We start from the raw sequence: 17553 nt of genomic DNA on the forward strand, positions 1-17553 counted from the left end.
TTATCACACTTTTTGTAAACAAAAATTCTACAACACCTCCGGAGCCAAAGACACAATTTTCATATTTACAGTACGAAGTTCACGAGCGACAGGACCAAAAATACGACTACCTCTTATCTCCCCCGTACTATTCAAAAGCACACAAGCATTGTCATCAAAACGAATATAAGAACCATCTTCACGACGAATTTCCTTTTTTACACGTACAATAATCGCTTTAGATACTATACCCTTTTTTATATCGCTAGACGGAACAACAGTCTTAACTGTTACAACAATTATATCTCCCACAGAAGCATAACGCCTTCGCGTTCCTCCCAACACTCGAATACAAAGTACTTCCTTTGCTCCAGAATTGTCAGTTACTATAAGTCTAGATTCCTGCTGTATCATAATCACTTAGCTCTTGAAACTATTTTTACCAATCTCCATCTTTTGATTTTGCTCAGAGGACGAGTTTCCATAATTTTCACAATATCACCAACACTACATTCACTTTTCTCATCATGAACATGAAACTTTTTTGTTTTATTTATAAACTTTCCATATATAGGATGTTTCTCCTTCCATTTCACAGCAACAGTAACAGACTTGTCCATTTTATTACTAAAAACAACCCCTATCTTCTCTTTCCTTAAATTTCTATTTTTCATTTATCTTGTCATTAATTTCTCTTTGACGCATCTCAGTCTTCATACGTGCAATCTCTCTACGTGACTGAGTAATTACTGCCGAATTACTTAATGGAGAAATACTATGACTAATTTTTCTTTGCTCATATATTTTCGTTTCAACCTTCAATCTCTCCCTTAATTCAGTAGTAGTTAAATCTCTAATTTCTGTAAACTTCATATCTTAACTTCTCTGTAATATCTGTAATATCTTTCATTCTTTCGGTATAAAATCATTTCCCAGCACCTATTATTCTTATCACATCCGACATCATCTATCAGATATCAGAATTCTAAAACAGGTATTCTAATCAAAATACTCACCTATCCAAATATCTGTTAGGAATCTATAACCATACTTAGGAATCTATAACCATACTTAGGAATCTATAACCATACTTCTTCTTACTGCGTACCAAACTCTTTTTTTATATATGGCAAAAAATCACCTAAGTCCCTTCTTATAAGAAACATTACTACCAACAGCAATCTACATGAATTCATTCTTCTGTCATCTTGGATATTTACAAATATAATAACAACAAAGCTATGTATTACTACAATGATTGTTGTTATATCGCTATGTAGACTACATATTTTACTATTTTAAAATATTAAAATCATAATCATGTCTTACAATAAATTTTGTCGTAACTGGAAGCTTTTGAGCAGCCAATCTCAAAGCTTCCTTCGCAACATCAAATACTACCCCTTCAACCTCAAAAAGAATTCTTCCTGGTGTAACCGGCACAACAAATCCCTCAGGAGACCCTTTACCTTTACCCATACGCACTTCAGCTGGCTTTTTAGTAATAGGTTTATCGGGGAAAATTCTAACCCATACTTGACCTTGACGCTGCATACAACGAGTCACAGCAATACGCGCAGCCTCTATTTGCTGTCCTGTAATCCATTTTGCTTGCAATGTTTTTATCCCAAAAGAACCAAAAGATAGCCTATTACCACGCTGTGCATTACCTTTCATTCGCCCCTTTTGTGATCTCCTAAATTTTGTTTTTTTCGGCTGTAACATTTTCTTTTTCGCTACGTAGATTGTGAATCTACTATTTTCTAATGAAAAAAACTATAATCTTATATATTTTATATATTACTCATTCTTTTTTATGCCATTCCTTTTCCTTCTTTTGACACTTTTATCCCCACTACCTTCATACCTATTCATCCCTCTTTGGCTAGCAAATTGAACAACAAAATCCTGTTTACTATACACTTCACCACGACAAATCCAAACTTTCACACCTAACAAACCAACTTTAGTCAAAGCTTCACTCAAAGCATAGTCAATATTCGCACGCAACGTATGCAATGGAATTCTTCCTTCTTTATACATTTCTGAACGAGCTATTTCAACACCATTCAGACGACCAGAAATTTGTACCTTAATTCCCTCTGCTCCCATTCGCATTGCAGCAGCAATAGCTACTTTTATTACATGACGATAAGCTATCTTAGCCTCTAATTGACGAGCAATATTACTCGCCACAATTGCCGCATCTAATTCAGGCTTTTTTATCTCAAAAATATTTATTTGAACCTCTTTAGAAGTAATTCTTTTCAATTCTTCCTTCAATTTATCTACTTCCTGACCACCTTTACCAATAATAACACCTGGACGTGCGGTACACACAACCACAGTAACTAATTTTAATGTACGTTCAATAACAATACGAGATACACTCGCCTTAGCAAGACGAGTATTTAAATATTTACGAATTTTACTATCCTCATATAAAATATCTCCATAATTATCACCTCCACACCAATTAGAATCCCACCCACGAATGATTCCCAAACGATTACTTATCGGATTTATTTTTTGTCCCATTTAAGTCCCTAATTTTGTATTTCATTTTTCGTATTTACAAATATAACTACATGGCTAAAACGCTTACGAACGCGATGCGCCCTCCCCTGAGGAGCAGGACGAATCCTCTTCAGGATAGTAGACACATCAACATTAACCATTGTTATAAACAACTCCCCGTTTTCTGCTTGTCGTCCAGTTTTTTGCTCCCAATTAGAAATGGCCAATTTAAGTAACTTCTCTAAGAATAAAGAAATTTTTTTATTGGAAAATCTCAAAATACCTAAAGCTTTAAACACCTCAATCCCACGAATCATATCTGCCACAAGGCGTACCTTACGAGCAGAGACAGGTATATGCCGCAACCTTGCGAAATACATTGTTCTTCGACTTTCCTTTCTTTTTTCTGCCGATATTCTCTTTCTAACACCCATGAAATTATTTACTTTTTCTTATTACCCGCATGACCACGAAATTGACGTGTAGGAGAAAATTCCCCCAATTTATGTCCAACCATATTTTCCGTAATATAAACAGGAATAAATTTATTCCCATTGTGGACTGCAATAGTACATCCTACAAAATCAGGAGAAATCATTGATGCCCTTGCCCAAGTCTTCACAACAGACTTCTTCTTTGATTCATTCATTAACAGAATCTTCTTCTCTAACTTAACATTAATATAAGGACCTTTTCTCAAAGAACGACTCATAATCCACCGATTTTAAAACTCACTAGGTTACTTTTTCTTACTTTCAATAATATATCTAGAGGAATACTTTTTCAAATTTCTTGTTTTTAATCCCTTTGCATACAAACCTTTACGAGATCTTGGATGCCCTCCAGAAGCACGTCCCTCCCCTCCCCCCATTGGATGATCAACGGGGTTCATTGCTACACCACGAACATGTGGGCAGTGTCCTAGCCATCTTATCCTCCCAGCTTTTCCCGACTTTTCCAAAGCATGTTCAGAATTACTTACACTGCCAATACTCGCTCTACATAAAGCGAGTACTTTCCGTGTTTCTCCCGAAGGCATCCTAACAATTACATAATTACCCTCTCTAGAAACAACCTGAGCAAAAACTCCTGCAGAACGCACCATTTTAGCACCCTGCCCCGGACGCAACTCAATATTGTGGATTATTGTTCCCAAAGGAATATCAGCTAACGGAAGTGAATTCCCAACTTCGGGAGGAGCCTCTTTCCCCGAAACTATTAATTGATTTACTTTCAATCCATTTGGGGCAACAATATACACCTTCTCTCCATCAGCATAGTACAACAAAGCAATACGAGCAGAACGATTAGGATCATATTCTATAGACTTTACTCTTGCAGGAATACCATCTTTATTTCTCTTAAAATCAATTAAACGAAATCTACGTTTATGCCCTCCTCCAATATGTCTAACTGTCCTATGACCCTCAGCATTACGCCCACCTGACTTACATTTACCAAAAACAAGAGACTTTTCAGGTATAGTAGCCGTGATTTCGCTAAACATGCCAACAATTCTGTGCCTTTGCCCCGGTGTTACCGGCTTCAACTTACGAATCCCCATTCCCTATTTAATATTACCACTAAAAAAGTCTATTGTTTCTCCCTTACTCAATATCACAATTGCCTTTTTAAGAGCGACCCTTTTCCCCTTCATAACCTTCAATTTGTTATACCTCGACTTTCTTTTACCGTCATAATTCATCGTATTCACTCTTAAAACTGAAACATCATAAAGCCCGCTCACTGCTGTTCTGATTTCTAACTTATCAGCGCTAGGAGAAACATAGAACCCTACACAATTTGATTTTTTATCTGTAATCTGAGTTTGTTTTTCTGTTATGATAGGTTTAATAATTATTCCCATTACTATCTTCGACTAAAGTTAAAAATTATTAATGGCAACTACAGAACTTTCTAAAATTACCAAACGGTTCACATCCAAAATTTCATAAGTGTTTAAATTGGAAACGGTAGTCACTTTTACTTTTGATATATTTCTCGCTGATAAAAAAATATTATCATCTTTCTCCGGAAGAATAACAAGTAATTTGCTATTAGCTATTTGTATTTTCAAATTCTTAGCCAAATCTAAGAATTCTTTTGTCTTCGGAGTTTCAAAAGAAAAATCTTCAACAACGATAACGCCCCCCTCACGCATTCTACAAGATAAAACAGATCTGCGTGCCATTTTTTTTTCTTTCTTATTTAGTTTAAAACTATAATCCCTCGGTTTAGGACCAAATACCCTAGCTCCTCCCACTAAAACAGGAGAATTGATATCACCACGACGAGCCCCTCCACTACCTTTCTGACGTCCTAATTTACGAGTACTACCTGACATCTCACTCCTCTCCTTGGATTTAGCCGTACCTTGACGTTTATTAGCAAGATACCGCCTTACATCCAGATAAACAATATAATCATTTGGTTCAACTCTAAAAACACTATCTTCCAATATTACTTTTCTTCCTGTTTCCTCACCCTTAATATTAAAAATATTTACCTCCATCACTTCTTAACTATTAAAATTGAACCTTTTGAACCCGGAACTGATCCCTTGACTATCAATAAATTATATTTAGATATTAACTCTATTACTTCAAGATTTTGTATAGTTACTTTTGTATTCCCCATTTGACCTGCCATACGTGTACCCTTAAATACTTTTGCGGGATAAGAACATGCTCCAATAGAACCTGGATGTCTCTGACGATCACTTTGTCCTAAAGTTGCTTCACCCACTCCTCTAAAACCATGCCGCTTTACAACCCCTTGGAACCCTTTCCCCTTCGATATGCCAACTACATCTACATAAATTCCTTTATTAAAAAAGTCAACAGTTATAACATCTCCTTCTTTATATTTCCCTTGTTCTTTAAACTCGGCTAAATATCTTTTAAAAGATACTCCTGCTCTTTTAAAATGTCCCCGTTCTGGCTTTGTAGTATGTTTTTCTTTCTTGTCTTCAAATCCTACCTGTACGGCTTCATAGCCATCCTTATCAACCGTTTTGACTTGAGTAACAACACAAGGACCTACTTCCATAACAGTACATGGAAGATTCTTCCCTTCAACACTAAAAATAGATGTCATCCCAATTTTTTTCCCAATTAATCCAGGCATATCTTTTACTTAAAACTTACATTAATTAATTAATTAATTCTTATTGCTCATCCCCTTTACGCATTTCAAACCAATATTCAAAGCTCACATTTTACAGTTCCACTAATACCTCCAAAACTTAAATTTACACCTTTATTTCAACCTCCACACCACTGGGTAAATCCAGTTTCATTAATGCATCTACCACCTTAGTATTAGAAGCATAAATATCAATCAGTCGTTTATATGAAGCCAATTCAAATTGCTCACGAGATTTTTTATTCACAAAAGTTGCACGATTCACCGTAAAGATCCTCCTATGAGTAGGAAGAGGAATAGGGCCACTTACATCATCAGCTATACTCTTTACAGCTTTCACAATTTTCTCAGCAGACCTATCTATTAAATTATAATCATAAGATTTTAACCTAATCCTAATTTTGTGGCTCGCACTCATCACTTTTTGCTTTCAAATATTAACTTAATAACTAAAGAACTGGTTTTTCTTCTCTCTTTTCTACTACTTTTATCCCTACAAAGATAGAGAATTCTCACCCAATAACCTTAAACTTATCTATCTAATGTCTTTCTTAATACGTACATGCTACATGCGAGACTTGTCTCTTTTCTTTGTTATACCCCATCTATAACAAAGAACATTTCATCATTTTAAATTTGATTTTGCATACAATATCCGCTCAAAACACATTTCATCGTCTAAAATACAAGCTTTATTTCAATAAAGCCAAAAACGAACACATCTCTCCATCTGCCGGAGATAAATAAATTCTAAAACTAGGAACTCTCCAATTCATTTCTATAACCTCTTTTTTTATTACTTTGTTTTCCTCCAATCTATGATATTAACCATACTCCAAAATTTTCTAAAAAATTTCACTTAAAATTTCACTTAATTAAATCCACTCTCCCTTTTATTTTTATCAATATTTCCCTTGCAATGGTAGCAGAAACTTCTTCATAATGCGAAAAAGACAAATTACTTGTAGCACGACCTGAGGTAATAGTACGTAAAGTTGTCACATAACCAAACATTTCCGACAAGGGAGCATGTGCCTTTATAATCCTTATTCCAACACGACTAGTATCCATAGTTTCTACCCGTCCACGTCGTTTATTCAAATCACCAATTACATCACCCATATTTTCTTCTGGAGTAACCACCTCAATCCTCATAATCGGCTCTTTTAAAACCGGACTAGCCTTCTCTACAGCATTCTTAAATGCTTGAATAGCACACACTTCAAAAGACAATTGATCAGAATCCACAGCATGATAGGAACCATCAATAACTGTCACCTTTAATTTATCCACTGCATAGCCTGCTAAAATACCATTCTTCATTGCTCGCAAAAAACCCTTATGAATAGAAGGAATATACTCCTTTGGAATATTTCCACCTTTAACCTCACTTATAAATTGAAAATCGCCCTCAAAATCCGAATCAACTGGCTCAATACGAACGATCATATCAGCAAACTTACCACGACCACCCGTTTGCTTTTTATATACTTCACGCCATTCTACTGACTTAGTAATAGCTTCTTTATAAGACACCTGAGGGGGACCTTGATTGGAGTCAACTTTAAATTCTCGTTTTAATCTATCAATAATTATTTCTAAATGAAGTTCACCCATGCCTGAAATAATTATTTGTCCCGTTTCCTCATTTGTTTTAACAGTAAAAGTTGGATCTTCTTCTGCTAACTTGGCGAGTCCCAATTCCAATTTATCTAAATCTTTTTGTGTTTTAGGCTCAACTGCAATACTAATTACAGGTTCTGGAAAATCCATTTTTTCCAAAATAATCGGATAATTTTCACTACACAAAGTATCTCCTGTGCGAATATCCTTAAAACCCACTCCAGCCCCAATATCACCACATCCAATATACTCCCTCGGATTTTGCTTATTAGAATGCATTTGAAATAATCGAGAAATACGTTCCTTTTTTCCAGAACGAGTATTATAAACATAAGAACCAGCCTCTAATTCTCCTGAATATACACGAAAAAAACAAAGCCGACCTACATAAGGATCTGTCGCAATTTTAAATACTAAAGCACACAAAGGATCCGAAGCACTTGGCTTACGAGCTACTATTTTATCCAAATTATCAGGATGAACACCTTTAATTGCAACCGTATCTACTGGGCTTGGAAGATAGGCACATACTGCATCCAATAAAGCCTGTACACCTTTATTTCTAAAAGAAGATCCACAAATCATTGGATTAATTTGCATAGCCAACGTTCCTTTACGAATAACCCCACGAATTTCATCTTCAGTAATTGCATCCGGATCATCAAAATATTTCTCCATCAAAGCATCATCTACTTCTGCTAAGATCTCAAGCATTTTATTCCTCCCATTTTCAGCTTCTGACATAATCTCTGTAGGAATCTTTTCAATGGAATAAGACGCACCCATAGCTTCATCATACCAATACAAAGCTTTCATTCGTACTAAATCTATGATTCCGCAAAACCTCTCCTCCGCACCAATAGGGATCTGAACAGGACAAGGATTAGCTCCCAAGATCTCTTTCATTTGTCGCATTACTTCAAAAAAATTTGCACCAGAACGGTCCATTTTGTTCACATAACAAATCCTTGGCACACGATACTTATCTGCCTGGTACCACACAGTTTCCGATTGAGGTTCAACTCCCCCTACTGCACAAAAAGTAACAACTGCGCCATCTAAGACACGTAAAGAACGCTCTACTTCCACAGTAAAATCCACATGTCCTGGAGTATCAATCAAATTAATCTTATATATACTATCACTATATTTCCATTTAGCTGTTGTTGCAGCAGAAGTGATTGTAATACCACGCTCCTGCTCTTGTTCCATCCAGTCCATAGTAGCAGCTCCATCATGAACCTCTCCAATCTTATGAGTAATGCCTGTATAAAAAAGTATCCGCTCTGATGTAGTAGTCTTCCCCGCATCAATATGTGCCATAATACCAATGTTGCGAGTATACTTTAGTTGGTCGTCCACACCTCTTGCCATTAAAATCCCTATTTTTTATAATATAAACTGACTATCAAAATCTAAAATATGCAAACGCTCTGTTAGCTTCTGCCATTTTACGCATATCTTCCTTTTTCTTATACGCACCACCTTGACTATTAAAAGCATCCACAATCTCAGCTGATAACTTATCCGCCATTGATTTACCATCTCTTTTCCGAGCAAAAAAAATCATATTTTTCATTGAAATAGTCTCTTTTCTCTCCGGATAAATTTCTGTAGGTACCTGAAAAGTAGCACCACCAACTCGTCTAGACTTCACTTCAACAAGTGGAGTTATATTATTCAATGCATGCTCCCAGATTTCAAGAGAAGATTTTTGTTCATCAGACAGTTTAGCTCTCACTTTTTCCAGAGCAGAATAAAAAATATTAAAAGCCATGCTTTTCTTACCATCATACATTAAATGATTAACAAATTTCGTTACTCTTTGGCTGCCAAATACAGCATCCGAAAGTATTTGTCTTTTTTTAGGCTTTGCCTTTCTCATCTTTCTCAAAAATTTTATCTACAATGATTCTAAACAGTTTAAATATATCTTCAACAAACTTCCTTTTCTAAGTTCATTCAATTTCATTTCTTATTTTTAGTTGGTACTGCCTTAGTTTTTCCTGTTCCCGTTTTCGGGAACTTTGCTCCATATTTAGAGCGCCTCTGCATACGCCCACTCACACCTGCTGTATCTAAGGCTCCACGTACAATATGATAACGCACACCTGGAAGGTCCTTTACTCTTCCTCCTCTTACCAACACAATAGAATGTTCTTGCAAATTATGCCCTTCACCTGGAATATATACATTAACCTCCTTAGAATTAGTCAAACGCACACGTGCAACTTTACGCATAGCAGAATTAGGTTTTTTAGGAGTTGTAGTATACACTCTTACACAAACCCCTCTCTTCTGTGGACATGAATCCAATGCGGGCGCTTTCCCCTTTTTTAAGAAAGTTGCTCTTCCCTTCCTTACTAACTGCTGAATTGTAGGCATAATCAACTATATTTTTCTATTTCTATAACTCTAACTCTCCCAATTCTCCCGAATAATAGATTCCTCAGACCAACTAATTTACACATAAAAAGTATAAAACTAAAATGATTATTAATAAGTCAAAGACTTTTTTTTACAAAAAAACATTCTAAAAACAATTTTGTTAGGTAACAATGAAAATTTTTAAAACTCTTATAGAGATATAATATAAAATGTTGATATATAGATTATTCACTAAATCGATTACCTTATCCTCACTATATTATCTGAATAAATTTTTAAAAAATCACCCTGAATTGTCTATTCTTGTATATTATGTTTTGTACGTTTTTTTTGCGATCTACATCACAAAATGAATATATATATATATATATATATATCCTATATATAAGTGATGATAAAGATTAATCTACTTTCATATTACTTTCATATTACTTTCATAAACTTTCTTCATTAAGCTTGTTATTTACAACGTATCAGATTCTCATACATCTTTTCACCTATAATCTCCTTAACTTCGTTAAAGTCACCACGTTCAAAACGAATTCTCGCCTTTCGTAAACAAATATTCTTCTTGCCTTTTTTCGCATATTACGGCTCATTTTCTCTCAAAGCTATTATATTATTCTAAATAATAGGCAATATCATCCGTTCACTCGCCAAAATCGTATTAGGAAATATTTTTTGAGCTTCTTTTAATAAAAATGTTTCATCAGGATATCTAGCAGAAAAATGACCCAACATAAGTTTTTTTACATTAGCAGCCCTAGCTATCAAAGATGCTTGCTGAGCTGAAGAATGATAAGTTTCTTTGGCACGGGCTAAATCTTTATTACTATAAGTCGCCTCATGATAAAGCAAATCTACACCAGTTATCAACGGAATAATCTCTTCATAATACACTGTATCCGAACAATAAGCATATCTACAAGAAAAACTCGCCAACTTTGACAAACATGAACTAGAAACTGTTTGACTACCAGAAGTAACAAAATTACCTCTCTGCATATTGTTATCAAACAAATAGATAGGTTTTTCTTCAAATAAAAAACCAACAGTAGGCACTCTATGTTTCAGAGGAATCGTAAACACTCTCAACACTTGATCCTCAAAAATCAACCCACTACAAGTAGGATCAAAAGGATGAAACACTACCTGAAATGGCAATTCCTTAAAGAAATATTTTATTAAAGGCTGAAATAAACATTTAGTATCTGGATGAGAATAAATGCATAAATCAACTGTACGCCCTAATAACACAAACATTGATACTAACCCTAGTAATCCAAAACAATGATCACCATGCAAATGAGAAATAAAAATATGATTAAGTCGTTGAAACTTCAAATTCATTGCACGAAATTGCAACTGACTCCCTTCTCCGCAATCGATCATATATAATTCTCCATTCAAATTAACTATTTGAGAGCTTAAAGAATGCCTAGTAGCAGGAAGAGCTGATCCACAACCCAATATATTCACTTCAAACTGTCTCATGATTGCTTTATGTCTATCAACTTATGAAATTGCAAGCTTACAATGCTCAATTTTGGAAAAAATTTGATTTGTTCTACAACAATAATTTATACTAGTTACTGTAGCAACTACACTTCTCATAAAAAAGTTTAGGACTTAATAAAAATAATGTCTGAATAATGTCTAGCTATGGACAAAAATTTTTACTTTTCGAAATAGACAACTGATGGATTTTACATTAACAGCTAAACTCAACCAATGATCCTCAAAACATTACACTTTATTTGATCCAAAAAATTTAATATGTGGAAGAGAAGCCGAAAATAAAAATTGATGAACAAATATAAAATGAATACATCAAAGCTTTACCTTATTATTTTTTTGTCTCATGTAATCTTTGAATTTGACGCTCAATAACCTCATCTTCAATTTTTTCAAACAACAAATCAAAAGGATTAAGCTGATGTCCAGCTTCTAATAAATTCATTTCTCCAAATTGAGACCATTTTAAATTACCCTTGCGAATAAAACGACAAATTTTATCTACTGTAAAAGGTAAAAAAGGTTCAAATACAATAGTAAGATTGACTATCATTTGTAAAGCCACATTCAATACAGTAGCTGTACGAAATATGTCTTTTCTTGCAGTTTTCCATGCTTCAGTATCCGTCAAATACTTATTCCCAATACGGACCAAACTCATAGCTTCCTTCAAAGCATCACGAAAATGATACTGCCCTAAATAATTTTCCAAAATTATTTTTGATCGAAAAAATTTTTCTAAAACATTTCGATCATAATCCCTTAATTCACCGAGCTTAGGAACTTTTCCTTCAAAATATTTGTGAGTAAGCACTAAAACTCTATTAACAAAATTTCCAAGTATAGCAACTAATTCATTGTTATTACGTGCCTGAAAATCCCTCCATGTAAAATCGCCATCTTTAGTTTCAGGTGCATTAGCTATCAAAACATAACGTAAAACATCTTGTTGTCCAGGAAATTCTTCCAAATATTCATGTAGCCAAACTGCCCAATTACGGGAAGTAGATATTTTTTCTCCTTCCAAATTTAAAAATTCATTAGCGGGCACATTATCTGGCAATATATACCCTTCATGAGCTTTCAACATAACCGGAAAGATAATACAATGAAATACAATATTATCTTTCCCAATAAAATGTACAAGCTTAGTACTGGGGTCTTTCCACCATTTCTTCCAATCGTTTGGAGAATATTCTATAGTATTAGAAATATAACCTATAGGGGCATCAAACCAAACATATAATACTTTGCCCTCAGCACCTTTTATTGGAACAGGAATTCCCCAATCAAGGTCTCTGCTTACAGCACGATGGAACAATCCTGTTTCTAACCAAGATTTGCACTGCCCAACAACGTTAGTTTTCCATTCTCTATGTTCTTCCAAAATCCATTTTTTTAGCCATTCTGTATATTCGTCCAAAGGCAAATACCAATGTTTAGTCTCTCTTACCTTGGGTAGGGTATTTGTGATAACAGATTTTGGATCAAGTAAATCCATGGCGTTAATAAAAGCTCCACATGATTCGCATTGATCCCCATATGCCTGTTTATATCCACACAAATAACACGTTCCAGAAATATAACGATCTGCAAGAAATAATTTGGCATGTGTATCATAATATTGTCCTGTAATTTTCTCTACTAATTTTCCCTTATCATATAAATGGCGAAAAAATTCCGATGCTGTCTGATGATGTATTAATGAGGATGTTCGGGAATAAATATCAAAGGTAATCCCAAAATCTTCAAAAGATTTTTTAATAAGATGATGATAACGATCCACAACTTTCTGTGGGGTACTACCTTCTTCTCTAGCTTTCAAGGCAATTGGCACACCGTGTTCATCCGAACCCCCTATAAACAAAACTTCTTCCCCTCGTAGTCGCAAATAACGAGCATAAATATCCGCCGGGATATAAACACCTGCTAAGTGTCCAATATGAACAGGACCATTAGCATATGGCAAAGCAGAAGTGATCAAAAACCTTTTGTAATTTTCCATTTCATACTACATTTAGCTATACTTGTGGTTTCATAAATGTTCTTACATTATGAAACTACGAGTATAATATAAAGAAAAGACTTCTCTGTGCTAATTTAGAAGAAATACTTAATAATTAGATAGCTTCAACAAAACATATTGACCTAGATTTTTATGAGGGACGAATTATTCTCATCTATCCAAATGTAATATTTTGTATATTGCATTGCGGTGTATAAAGTAGTAGAAAAACTCTAATTTTTTTGTATCACTTTACTGAAAAGGATGATATATATGATCCCGATACTTTTAAATCACCCCACCCCCCCTCTATCAGGTCTGGATCCTGCTTCTCCTTTACATAGAGTCATTCGTCTGCCAACAGACCGAAATTATTGTGGTATTTAATCCAGAAAGCATGGATTATAGCATATAATTATAATTTATCTGATTTATAAAATCAAGCCAATAAATATAAAAATGGTAAAATGGTAAAAGAAATAAAGGAGCTTACACCCAAAAGTGTAAGCTCCTCTCGATGGTATAATGACTTAGTTATTAAGGCCGATTTAGCGGAAAATTCTGCCGTACGGGGTTGTATGGTAATTAAGCCATATGGCTACGCCATATGGGAAAAAATTCAGAGGCAATTGGATGAGATGTTTAAGGAAACAGGACATGTAAATGCTTATTTCCCTTTGTTTATTCCCAAGTCTTTTCTAAACAGAGAAGCCAGCCATATAGAAGGTTTTGCCAAAGAATGTGCCATAGTAACTCATTATAGATTAAAAAATGATCCAATAGGGAAAGGAATAATTGTTGATTCGGAAGCTAAACTTGAAGAAGAGTTAATTATACGTCCTACTTCTGAAAGTATTATTTGGAATACTTATAAAAAATGGATTCATTCCTATCGCGATTTACCTATTTTAATAAATCAATGGGCAAATGTAGTCCGTTGGGAGATGCGTACTCGGCTGTTTTTGAGGACAGCAGAATTCCTCTGGCAAGAAGGACATACCGCTCACACTTCTAAAGAAGAAGCTATTGAAGAAACCTTGAAAATACTGGATATATATGCCAATTTTGTAGAACAATACATGGCTATTCCAGTAACTAAAGGAGTTAAAACTCCTTGTGAACGATTTGCAGGAGCAACCGATACATATTGCATTGAAACCTTAATGCAAGATGGGAAAGCACTTCAAGCAGGAACTTCTCATTTTTTAGGACAAAACTTTGCAAAAGCTTTTGATGTTCAATTCCTTAATAAAAAAGGGAAAAGAGAATATGTATGGGCTACCTCTTGGGGTGTTTCAACTCGCTTAATGGGAGCATTAATTATGATGCATTCAGATGACAACGGTTTGGTATTACCTCCAAAACTTGCTCCTTGCCAAATAGTTATTATTCCTGTCTCCAAAGACAGAACAAGTTTAGAAGATATAAATGAAAAAGCAACAAACATTATCAATGATTTTAAAAACTTAGATATTAATGTAAAATATGATAATACTGACAATAAAAAACCTGGATGGAAATTTGCTGAATACGAATTAAAAGGTATTCCCATTCGTTTGACTTTAGGTACTCGCGATTTAGAAAATGGAACAATTGAGGTGTCTCGTAGAGACACATTAACCAAAGAAACTATTTCAATTAATAATATCACCGACTATGCAAATAATCTTTTGAACGATATTCAACAAAATATTTACCAAAAAGCATTAGACTACCGTTCAGCAAATACTGTTTATGTAGATAATTATGATGAATTCAAAGAAAGAATAGAAGAAGGTGGATTTATTATGGCTCATTGGGATGGAACTGCTAAAACTGAAGAACAAATTAAAAAAGAAACTAAGGCAACCATCCGTTGTATTCCTCTAAATGGGGATATTACACCAGGGATAGACATGTTAACCGGAATGCCATCTAAACAACGAGTCATCTTTGCAAGAGCATATTAAAGGTATAGACAAATCATACTTGTTCAATGAGTAAATAATACGAAATATTTATATTTATATATTACTCCTGATTATTAAAATAATTTAAGTCCTTCCCTCATATAAAAACTCTACCGTTAGCAACCGGAACAACAGATCCGATTTCTGTTGATAAAAGTTCCCCTGTATAAACGAAACGCTCAAAAGCTTCATTCAGCAATCATCTGTAGCAACCCTTTCCATACAATTCTACTCAACTGATATCTCGATATCCCACTTCTCCTTCTGGTTTTATTTTGCTCTGACAATAAATCAAAAATGAATAGATCTATTTTTCAAGAAAAAAAATAAAATTAGCACTTTCAATATTTCATTTCCTCATGAGCTTGATTTCGCAAAGAAATTTCCCCATTCCCATATTGAGAAGATAAAAATCAACTTCCCTATCTACTTTCCTATCTTTATCTCTCACAAATATTCTCTCACCATAATTCTCATTTAGGATTCAATACATCTTACAAAGTATTTCATCAGTACCTTCCTCAAATGCTTTACCTACAGTACTCCGATAACTGCCCAAAGAAGCATATGCATGACAAATAAAGTATTGATCATAATCAATATGTCTCATTGACTGTAAGTCAACGCAACGATAGACTTTTACATATATTACTGATAGAGGTTTAATAGTTAAATCACTATCAATCTTTTCACGGGACAATTCTTTGTTATTTATAGATCTTTTCCCTATACCAGTCGACAACATCTCCTCCTCCAACCTAAATCAAACAAGTTACCTGGAGAGAACGGTGACACGTTATAAAAATCCTCTTCGGAAAGTCTGGAAACTATTGTGAAATAATTCTCATCCCTTATTGTGCTTTTCTCAATATCTTTTACCATTTGTAGACTCAATGTCATCTGTCTATTCACTCGTTAAAGGTTTCCACTATTACAAATAACGTTTTGTTATCTCAACGCCGTCCTTCACAATGCCCTACTTCACCCATACAAATCATAATGATGAATGTTCCAGTCAGGCAGCATTGTTCATTCTCTTTCTATAAACCATCAGGTATTCTATTGCCATGTTAGCTCTGTAAGCCATCGGCTTACGATATAATCTGGATCTGCCGATACAATTCTTCACACTACACTCCAACTTTTCTAAAATATTATTATCAATAAACTCACATCCTATTTTCACAAGTATGCAGTGCAGATCAAACGGTATCGAATACCATTCGCTAGAATGAGTCCAACTAATTCGCAGTACAATCCACAGGAGAGGTATTGATAATAAGAAAACCTCCCTTCTTTCGTTATGCAACGAGAGTCTTTCAAAAACTGAACAAAAAAATAAGGGTGTGACTAATAGTTTGGATAAACAGAATAGTCTCTTGAATTGTAACTAAGACAAAAAAGTAAAAGTTAAATGAATTGATCTCTTCTCCTAAATGCTGAAGTATATCCGGAACATCACATAGTACTCTCTCCACATTGAAGAGTTAGAAATTTACCAAAGTGCATGTGGTTCGAATCTTTATCCTGATGATAAAGTACAAAAGAAGAACTCTTTCTCAATAAACTACTTAATCATCTCATGCTATATGATTTCACCAACCTTTTAATTAATACCTCATTATTCCCCATTGTGTCTTTCTTAAATACAAGCCAAATGACAAATGAACTGACATACATTTTTCAGGATCTCTATTCTGAAGAATCGATCCTTTCCCTGTTGAAAGAAGAGATAGATTTGAATCTGTCAATAACGGAACAGGATTTTTCTACTTCCGGGATAGACATGATCTGTTATTCGTCTCCTTGTAATTTAGACAACTAGACTAGATATCACTTCTTAGCCAGGGAGTGAACCTATTTCTTATTTATGGAATAGTCATAGATCAGTCATTCGTTGTGGGATCGAATAACATCACTGTATGATTTTTTACCGATTAGATCAAAAAGAGAAGCTCCACAACAACAGTCCAATTGCAGTAAAGGAACTCACTGTTCTTCATGGTTCAACCATAACAGAGATATAAACCTTTCGCTACAAGAAAAAAGGGAGAGGAACAACCGTGTGTGAAGTTCTTTCATACCAATTAATAGGTAGATAAATAAATGATTTTTTCATCAAACGAGAGATAACCATCGCGAGAGATAACCATCGTGTGAAAACGAAAACCGACTCCATCCATGCTCCTTTTCTTTTTAGGATAGGAGGTCTTGCCGAAGATTAGAGTGGTCTTCCCTTTTTAAATTTCATCTTAATAATGAATAAGGAATTTATCATGTTTAGTTCAACTTTTTTTTGTATATAGAGTCTAATCTAGACGTAAGGATCAATCTAAAATTACATAATTAACTGGTTTATATTAAGTTACATATAATTTTGGGTGAAATAAAAATACATATTTAACGAATTTAGGTAGTGTTTTTTATCTATTT

General features: G+C 34.4%; 19 protein-coding genes. 1 reads left to right on the forward strand and 18 read right to left on the reverse strand.

Annotated elements, in window-relative coordinates; translation table 11 throughout:
- Nucleotides 1-27: 27 nt before the first annotated feature.
- The 17 genes from rplN to metG form a co-directional block, all read right to left on the reverse strand.
- Complete coding sequence (gene rplN / locus CFPG_RS00465; protein WP_012573108.1) at nt 28-393, reverse strand: 50S ribosomal protein L14; 366 nt, start codon at nt 391-393, stop codon at nt 28-30.
- 2 nt (nt 394-395) lie between these two features.
- Complete coding sequence (gene rpsQ / locus CFPG_RS00470; protein ID WP_012573109.1) at nt 396-653, reverse strand: 30S ribosomal protein S17; 258 nt, start codon at nt 651-653, stop codon at nt 396-398.
- Complete coding sequence (gene rpmC, locus CFPG_RS00475) at nt 643-852, reverse strand: 50S ribosomal protein L29 (protein WP_012573110.1); 210 nt, start codon at nt 850-852, stop codon at nt 643-645. The genes rpsQ and rpmC overlap by 11 nt, the downstream gene beginning before the upstream one ends.
- Nucleotides 853-1272: 420 nt before the next feature.
- Nucleotides 1273-1704: a 50S ribosomal protein L16 gene (gene rplP, locus CFPG_RS00480; RefSeq protein WP_012573111.1), complete on the reverse strand. Its 432-nt coding sequence runs from the start codon at nt 1702-1704 to the stop codon at nt 1273-1275.
- A gap of 75 nt (nt 1705-1779) precedes the next feature.
- Entirely contained in the window at nt 1780-2517 is a 738-nt protein-coding gene (gene rpsC / locus CFPG_RS00485) for a 30S ribosomal protein S3 (protein ID WP_012573112.1), read from the reverse strand.
- Between the two features lie 8 nt (nt 2518-2525).
- Nucleotides 2526-2930, reverse strand: coding sequence for a 50S ribosomal protein L22 (gene rplV, locus CFPG_RS00490; protein ID WP_012573113.1), 405 nt, complete (start codon nt 2928-2930; stop codon nt 2526-2528).
- Nucleotides 2931-2938: 8 nt separating this feature from the next.
- Entirely contained in the window at nt 2939-3208 is a 270-nt protein-coding gene (gene rpsS, locus CFPG_RS00495) for a 30S ribosomal protein S19 (protein ID WP_012573114.1), read from the reverse strand.
- A gap of 27 nt (nt 3209-3235) precedes the next feature.
- Nucleotides 3236-4060, reverse strand: coding sequence for a 50S ribosomal protein L2 (gene rplB / locus CFPG_RS00500; RefSeq protein ID WP_012573115.1), 825 nt, complete (start codon nt 4058-4060; stop codon nt 3236-3238).
- A 3-nt stretch (nt 4061-4063) separates the two neighbouring features.
- Complete coding sequence (rplW, locus tag CFPG_RS00505) at nt 4064-4363, reverse strand: 50S ribosomal protein L23 (protein ID WP_012573116.1); 300 nt, start codon at nt 4361-4363, stop codon at nt 4064-4066.
- 18 nt (nt 4364-4381) lie between these two features.
- Nucleotides 4382-5008 (reverse strand): 50S ribosomal protein L4, encoded by a 627-nt coding sequence (gene rplD, locus CFPG_RS00510; protein ID WP_012573117.1) that lies wholly within the window; start codon nt 5006-5008, stop codon nt 4382-4384.
- Nucleotides 5008-5622, reverse strand: coding sequence for a 50S ribosomal protein L3 (rplC, locus tag CFPG_RS00515; protein ID WP_012573118.1), 615 nt, complete (start codon nt 5620-5622; stop codon nt 5008-5010). The genes rplD and rplC overlap by 1 nt, the downstream gene beginning before the upstream one ends.
- Nucleotides 5623-5746: 124 nt before the next feature.
- Nucleotides 5747-6058: a 30S ribosomal protein S10 gene (rpsJ, locus tag CFPG_RS00520; RefSeq protein WP_012573119.1), complete on the reverse strand. Its 312-nt coding sequence runs from the start codon at nt 6056-6058 to the stop codon at nt 5747-5749.
- A gap of 449 nt (nt 6059-6507) precedes the next feature.
- Entirely contained in the window at nt 6508-8637 is a 2130-nt protein-coding gene (gene fusA, locus CFPG_RS00525; RefSeq protein ID WP_012573120.1) for an elongation factor G, read from the reverse strand.
- A 34-nt stretch (nt 8638-8671) separates the two neighbouring features.
- On the reverse strand, nt 8672-9148 hold the full coding sequence (gene rpsG / locus CFPG_RS00530; RefSeq protein ID WP_012573121.1) for a 30S ribosomal protein S7: 477 nt from the start codon (nt 9146-9148) through the stop codon (nt 8672-8674).
- Between the two features lie 83 nt (nt 9149-9231).
- Entirely contained in the window at nt 9232-9648 is a 417-nt protein-coding gene (rpsL, locus tag CFPG_RS00535) for a 30S ribosomal protein S12 (RefSeq protein ID WP_012573122.1), read from the reverse strand.
- Nucleotides 9649-10275: 627 nt separating this feature from the next.
- Nucleotides 10276-11145 (reverse strand): ribonuclease Z, encoded by an 870-nt coding sequence (locus CFPG_RS00540; RefSeq protein ID WP_012573123.1) that lies wholly within the window; start codon nt 11143-11145, stop codon nt 10276-10278.
- A 352-nt stretch (nt 11146-11497) separates the two neighbouring features.
- Nucleotides 11498-13171: a methionine--tRNA ligase gene (metG, locus tag CFPG_RS00545; protein ID WP_012573124.1), complete on the reverse strand. Its 1674-nt coding sequence runs from the start codon at nt 13169-13171 to the stop codon at nt 11498-11500.
- Between the two features lie 467 nt (nt 13172-13638).
- On the opposite strand from metG, the gene proS reads away from it, so the two are divergent.
- Nucleotides 13639-15120: a proline--tRNA ligase gene (gene proS, locus CFPG_RS00550; protein ID WP_012573125.1), complete on the forward strand. Its 1482-nt coding sequence runs from the start codon at nt 13639-13641 to the stop codon at nt 15118-15120.
- Nucleotides 15121-15604: 484 nt separating this feature from the next.
- Here proS and CFPG_RS00555 read toward each other — a convergent pair whose 3' ends face one another.
- The gene (locus CFPG_RS00555) at nt 15605-15865 is read right to left on the reverse strand and encodes a hypothetical protein (RefSeq protein ID WP_041572344.1); all 261 of its coding nucleotides are present in this window, start codon (nt 15863-15865) and stop codon (nt 15605-15607) included.
- Between the last annotated feature and the right edge of the window lie 1688 nt (nt 15866-17553).

Origin of the sequence: Candidatus Azobacteroides pseudotrichonymphae genomovar. CFP2, assembly GCF_000010645.1 — a bacterium.
Lineage (GTDB): Bacteria > Bacteroidota > Bacteroidia > Bacteroidales > Azobacteroidaceae > Azobacteroides > Azobacteroides pseudotrichonymphae.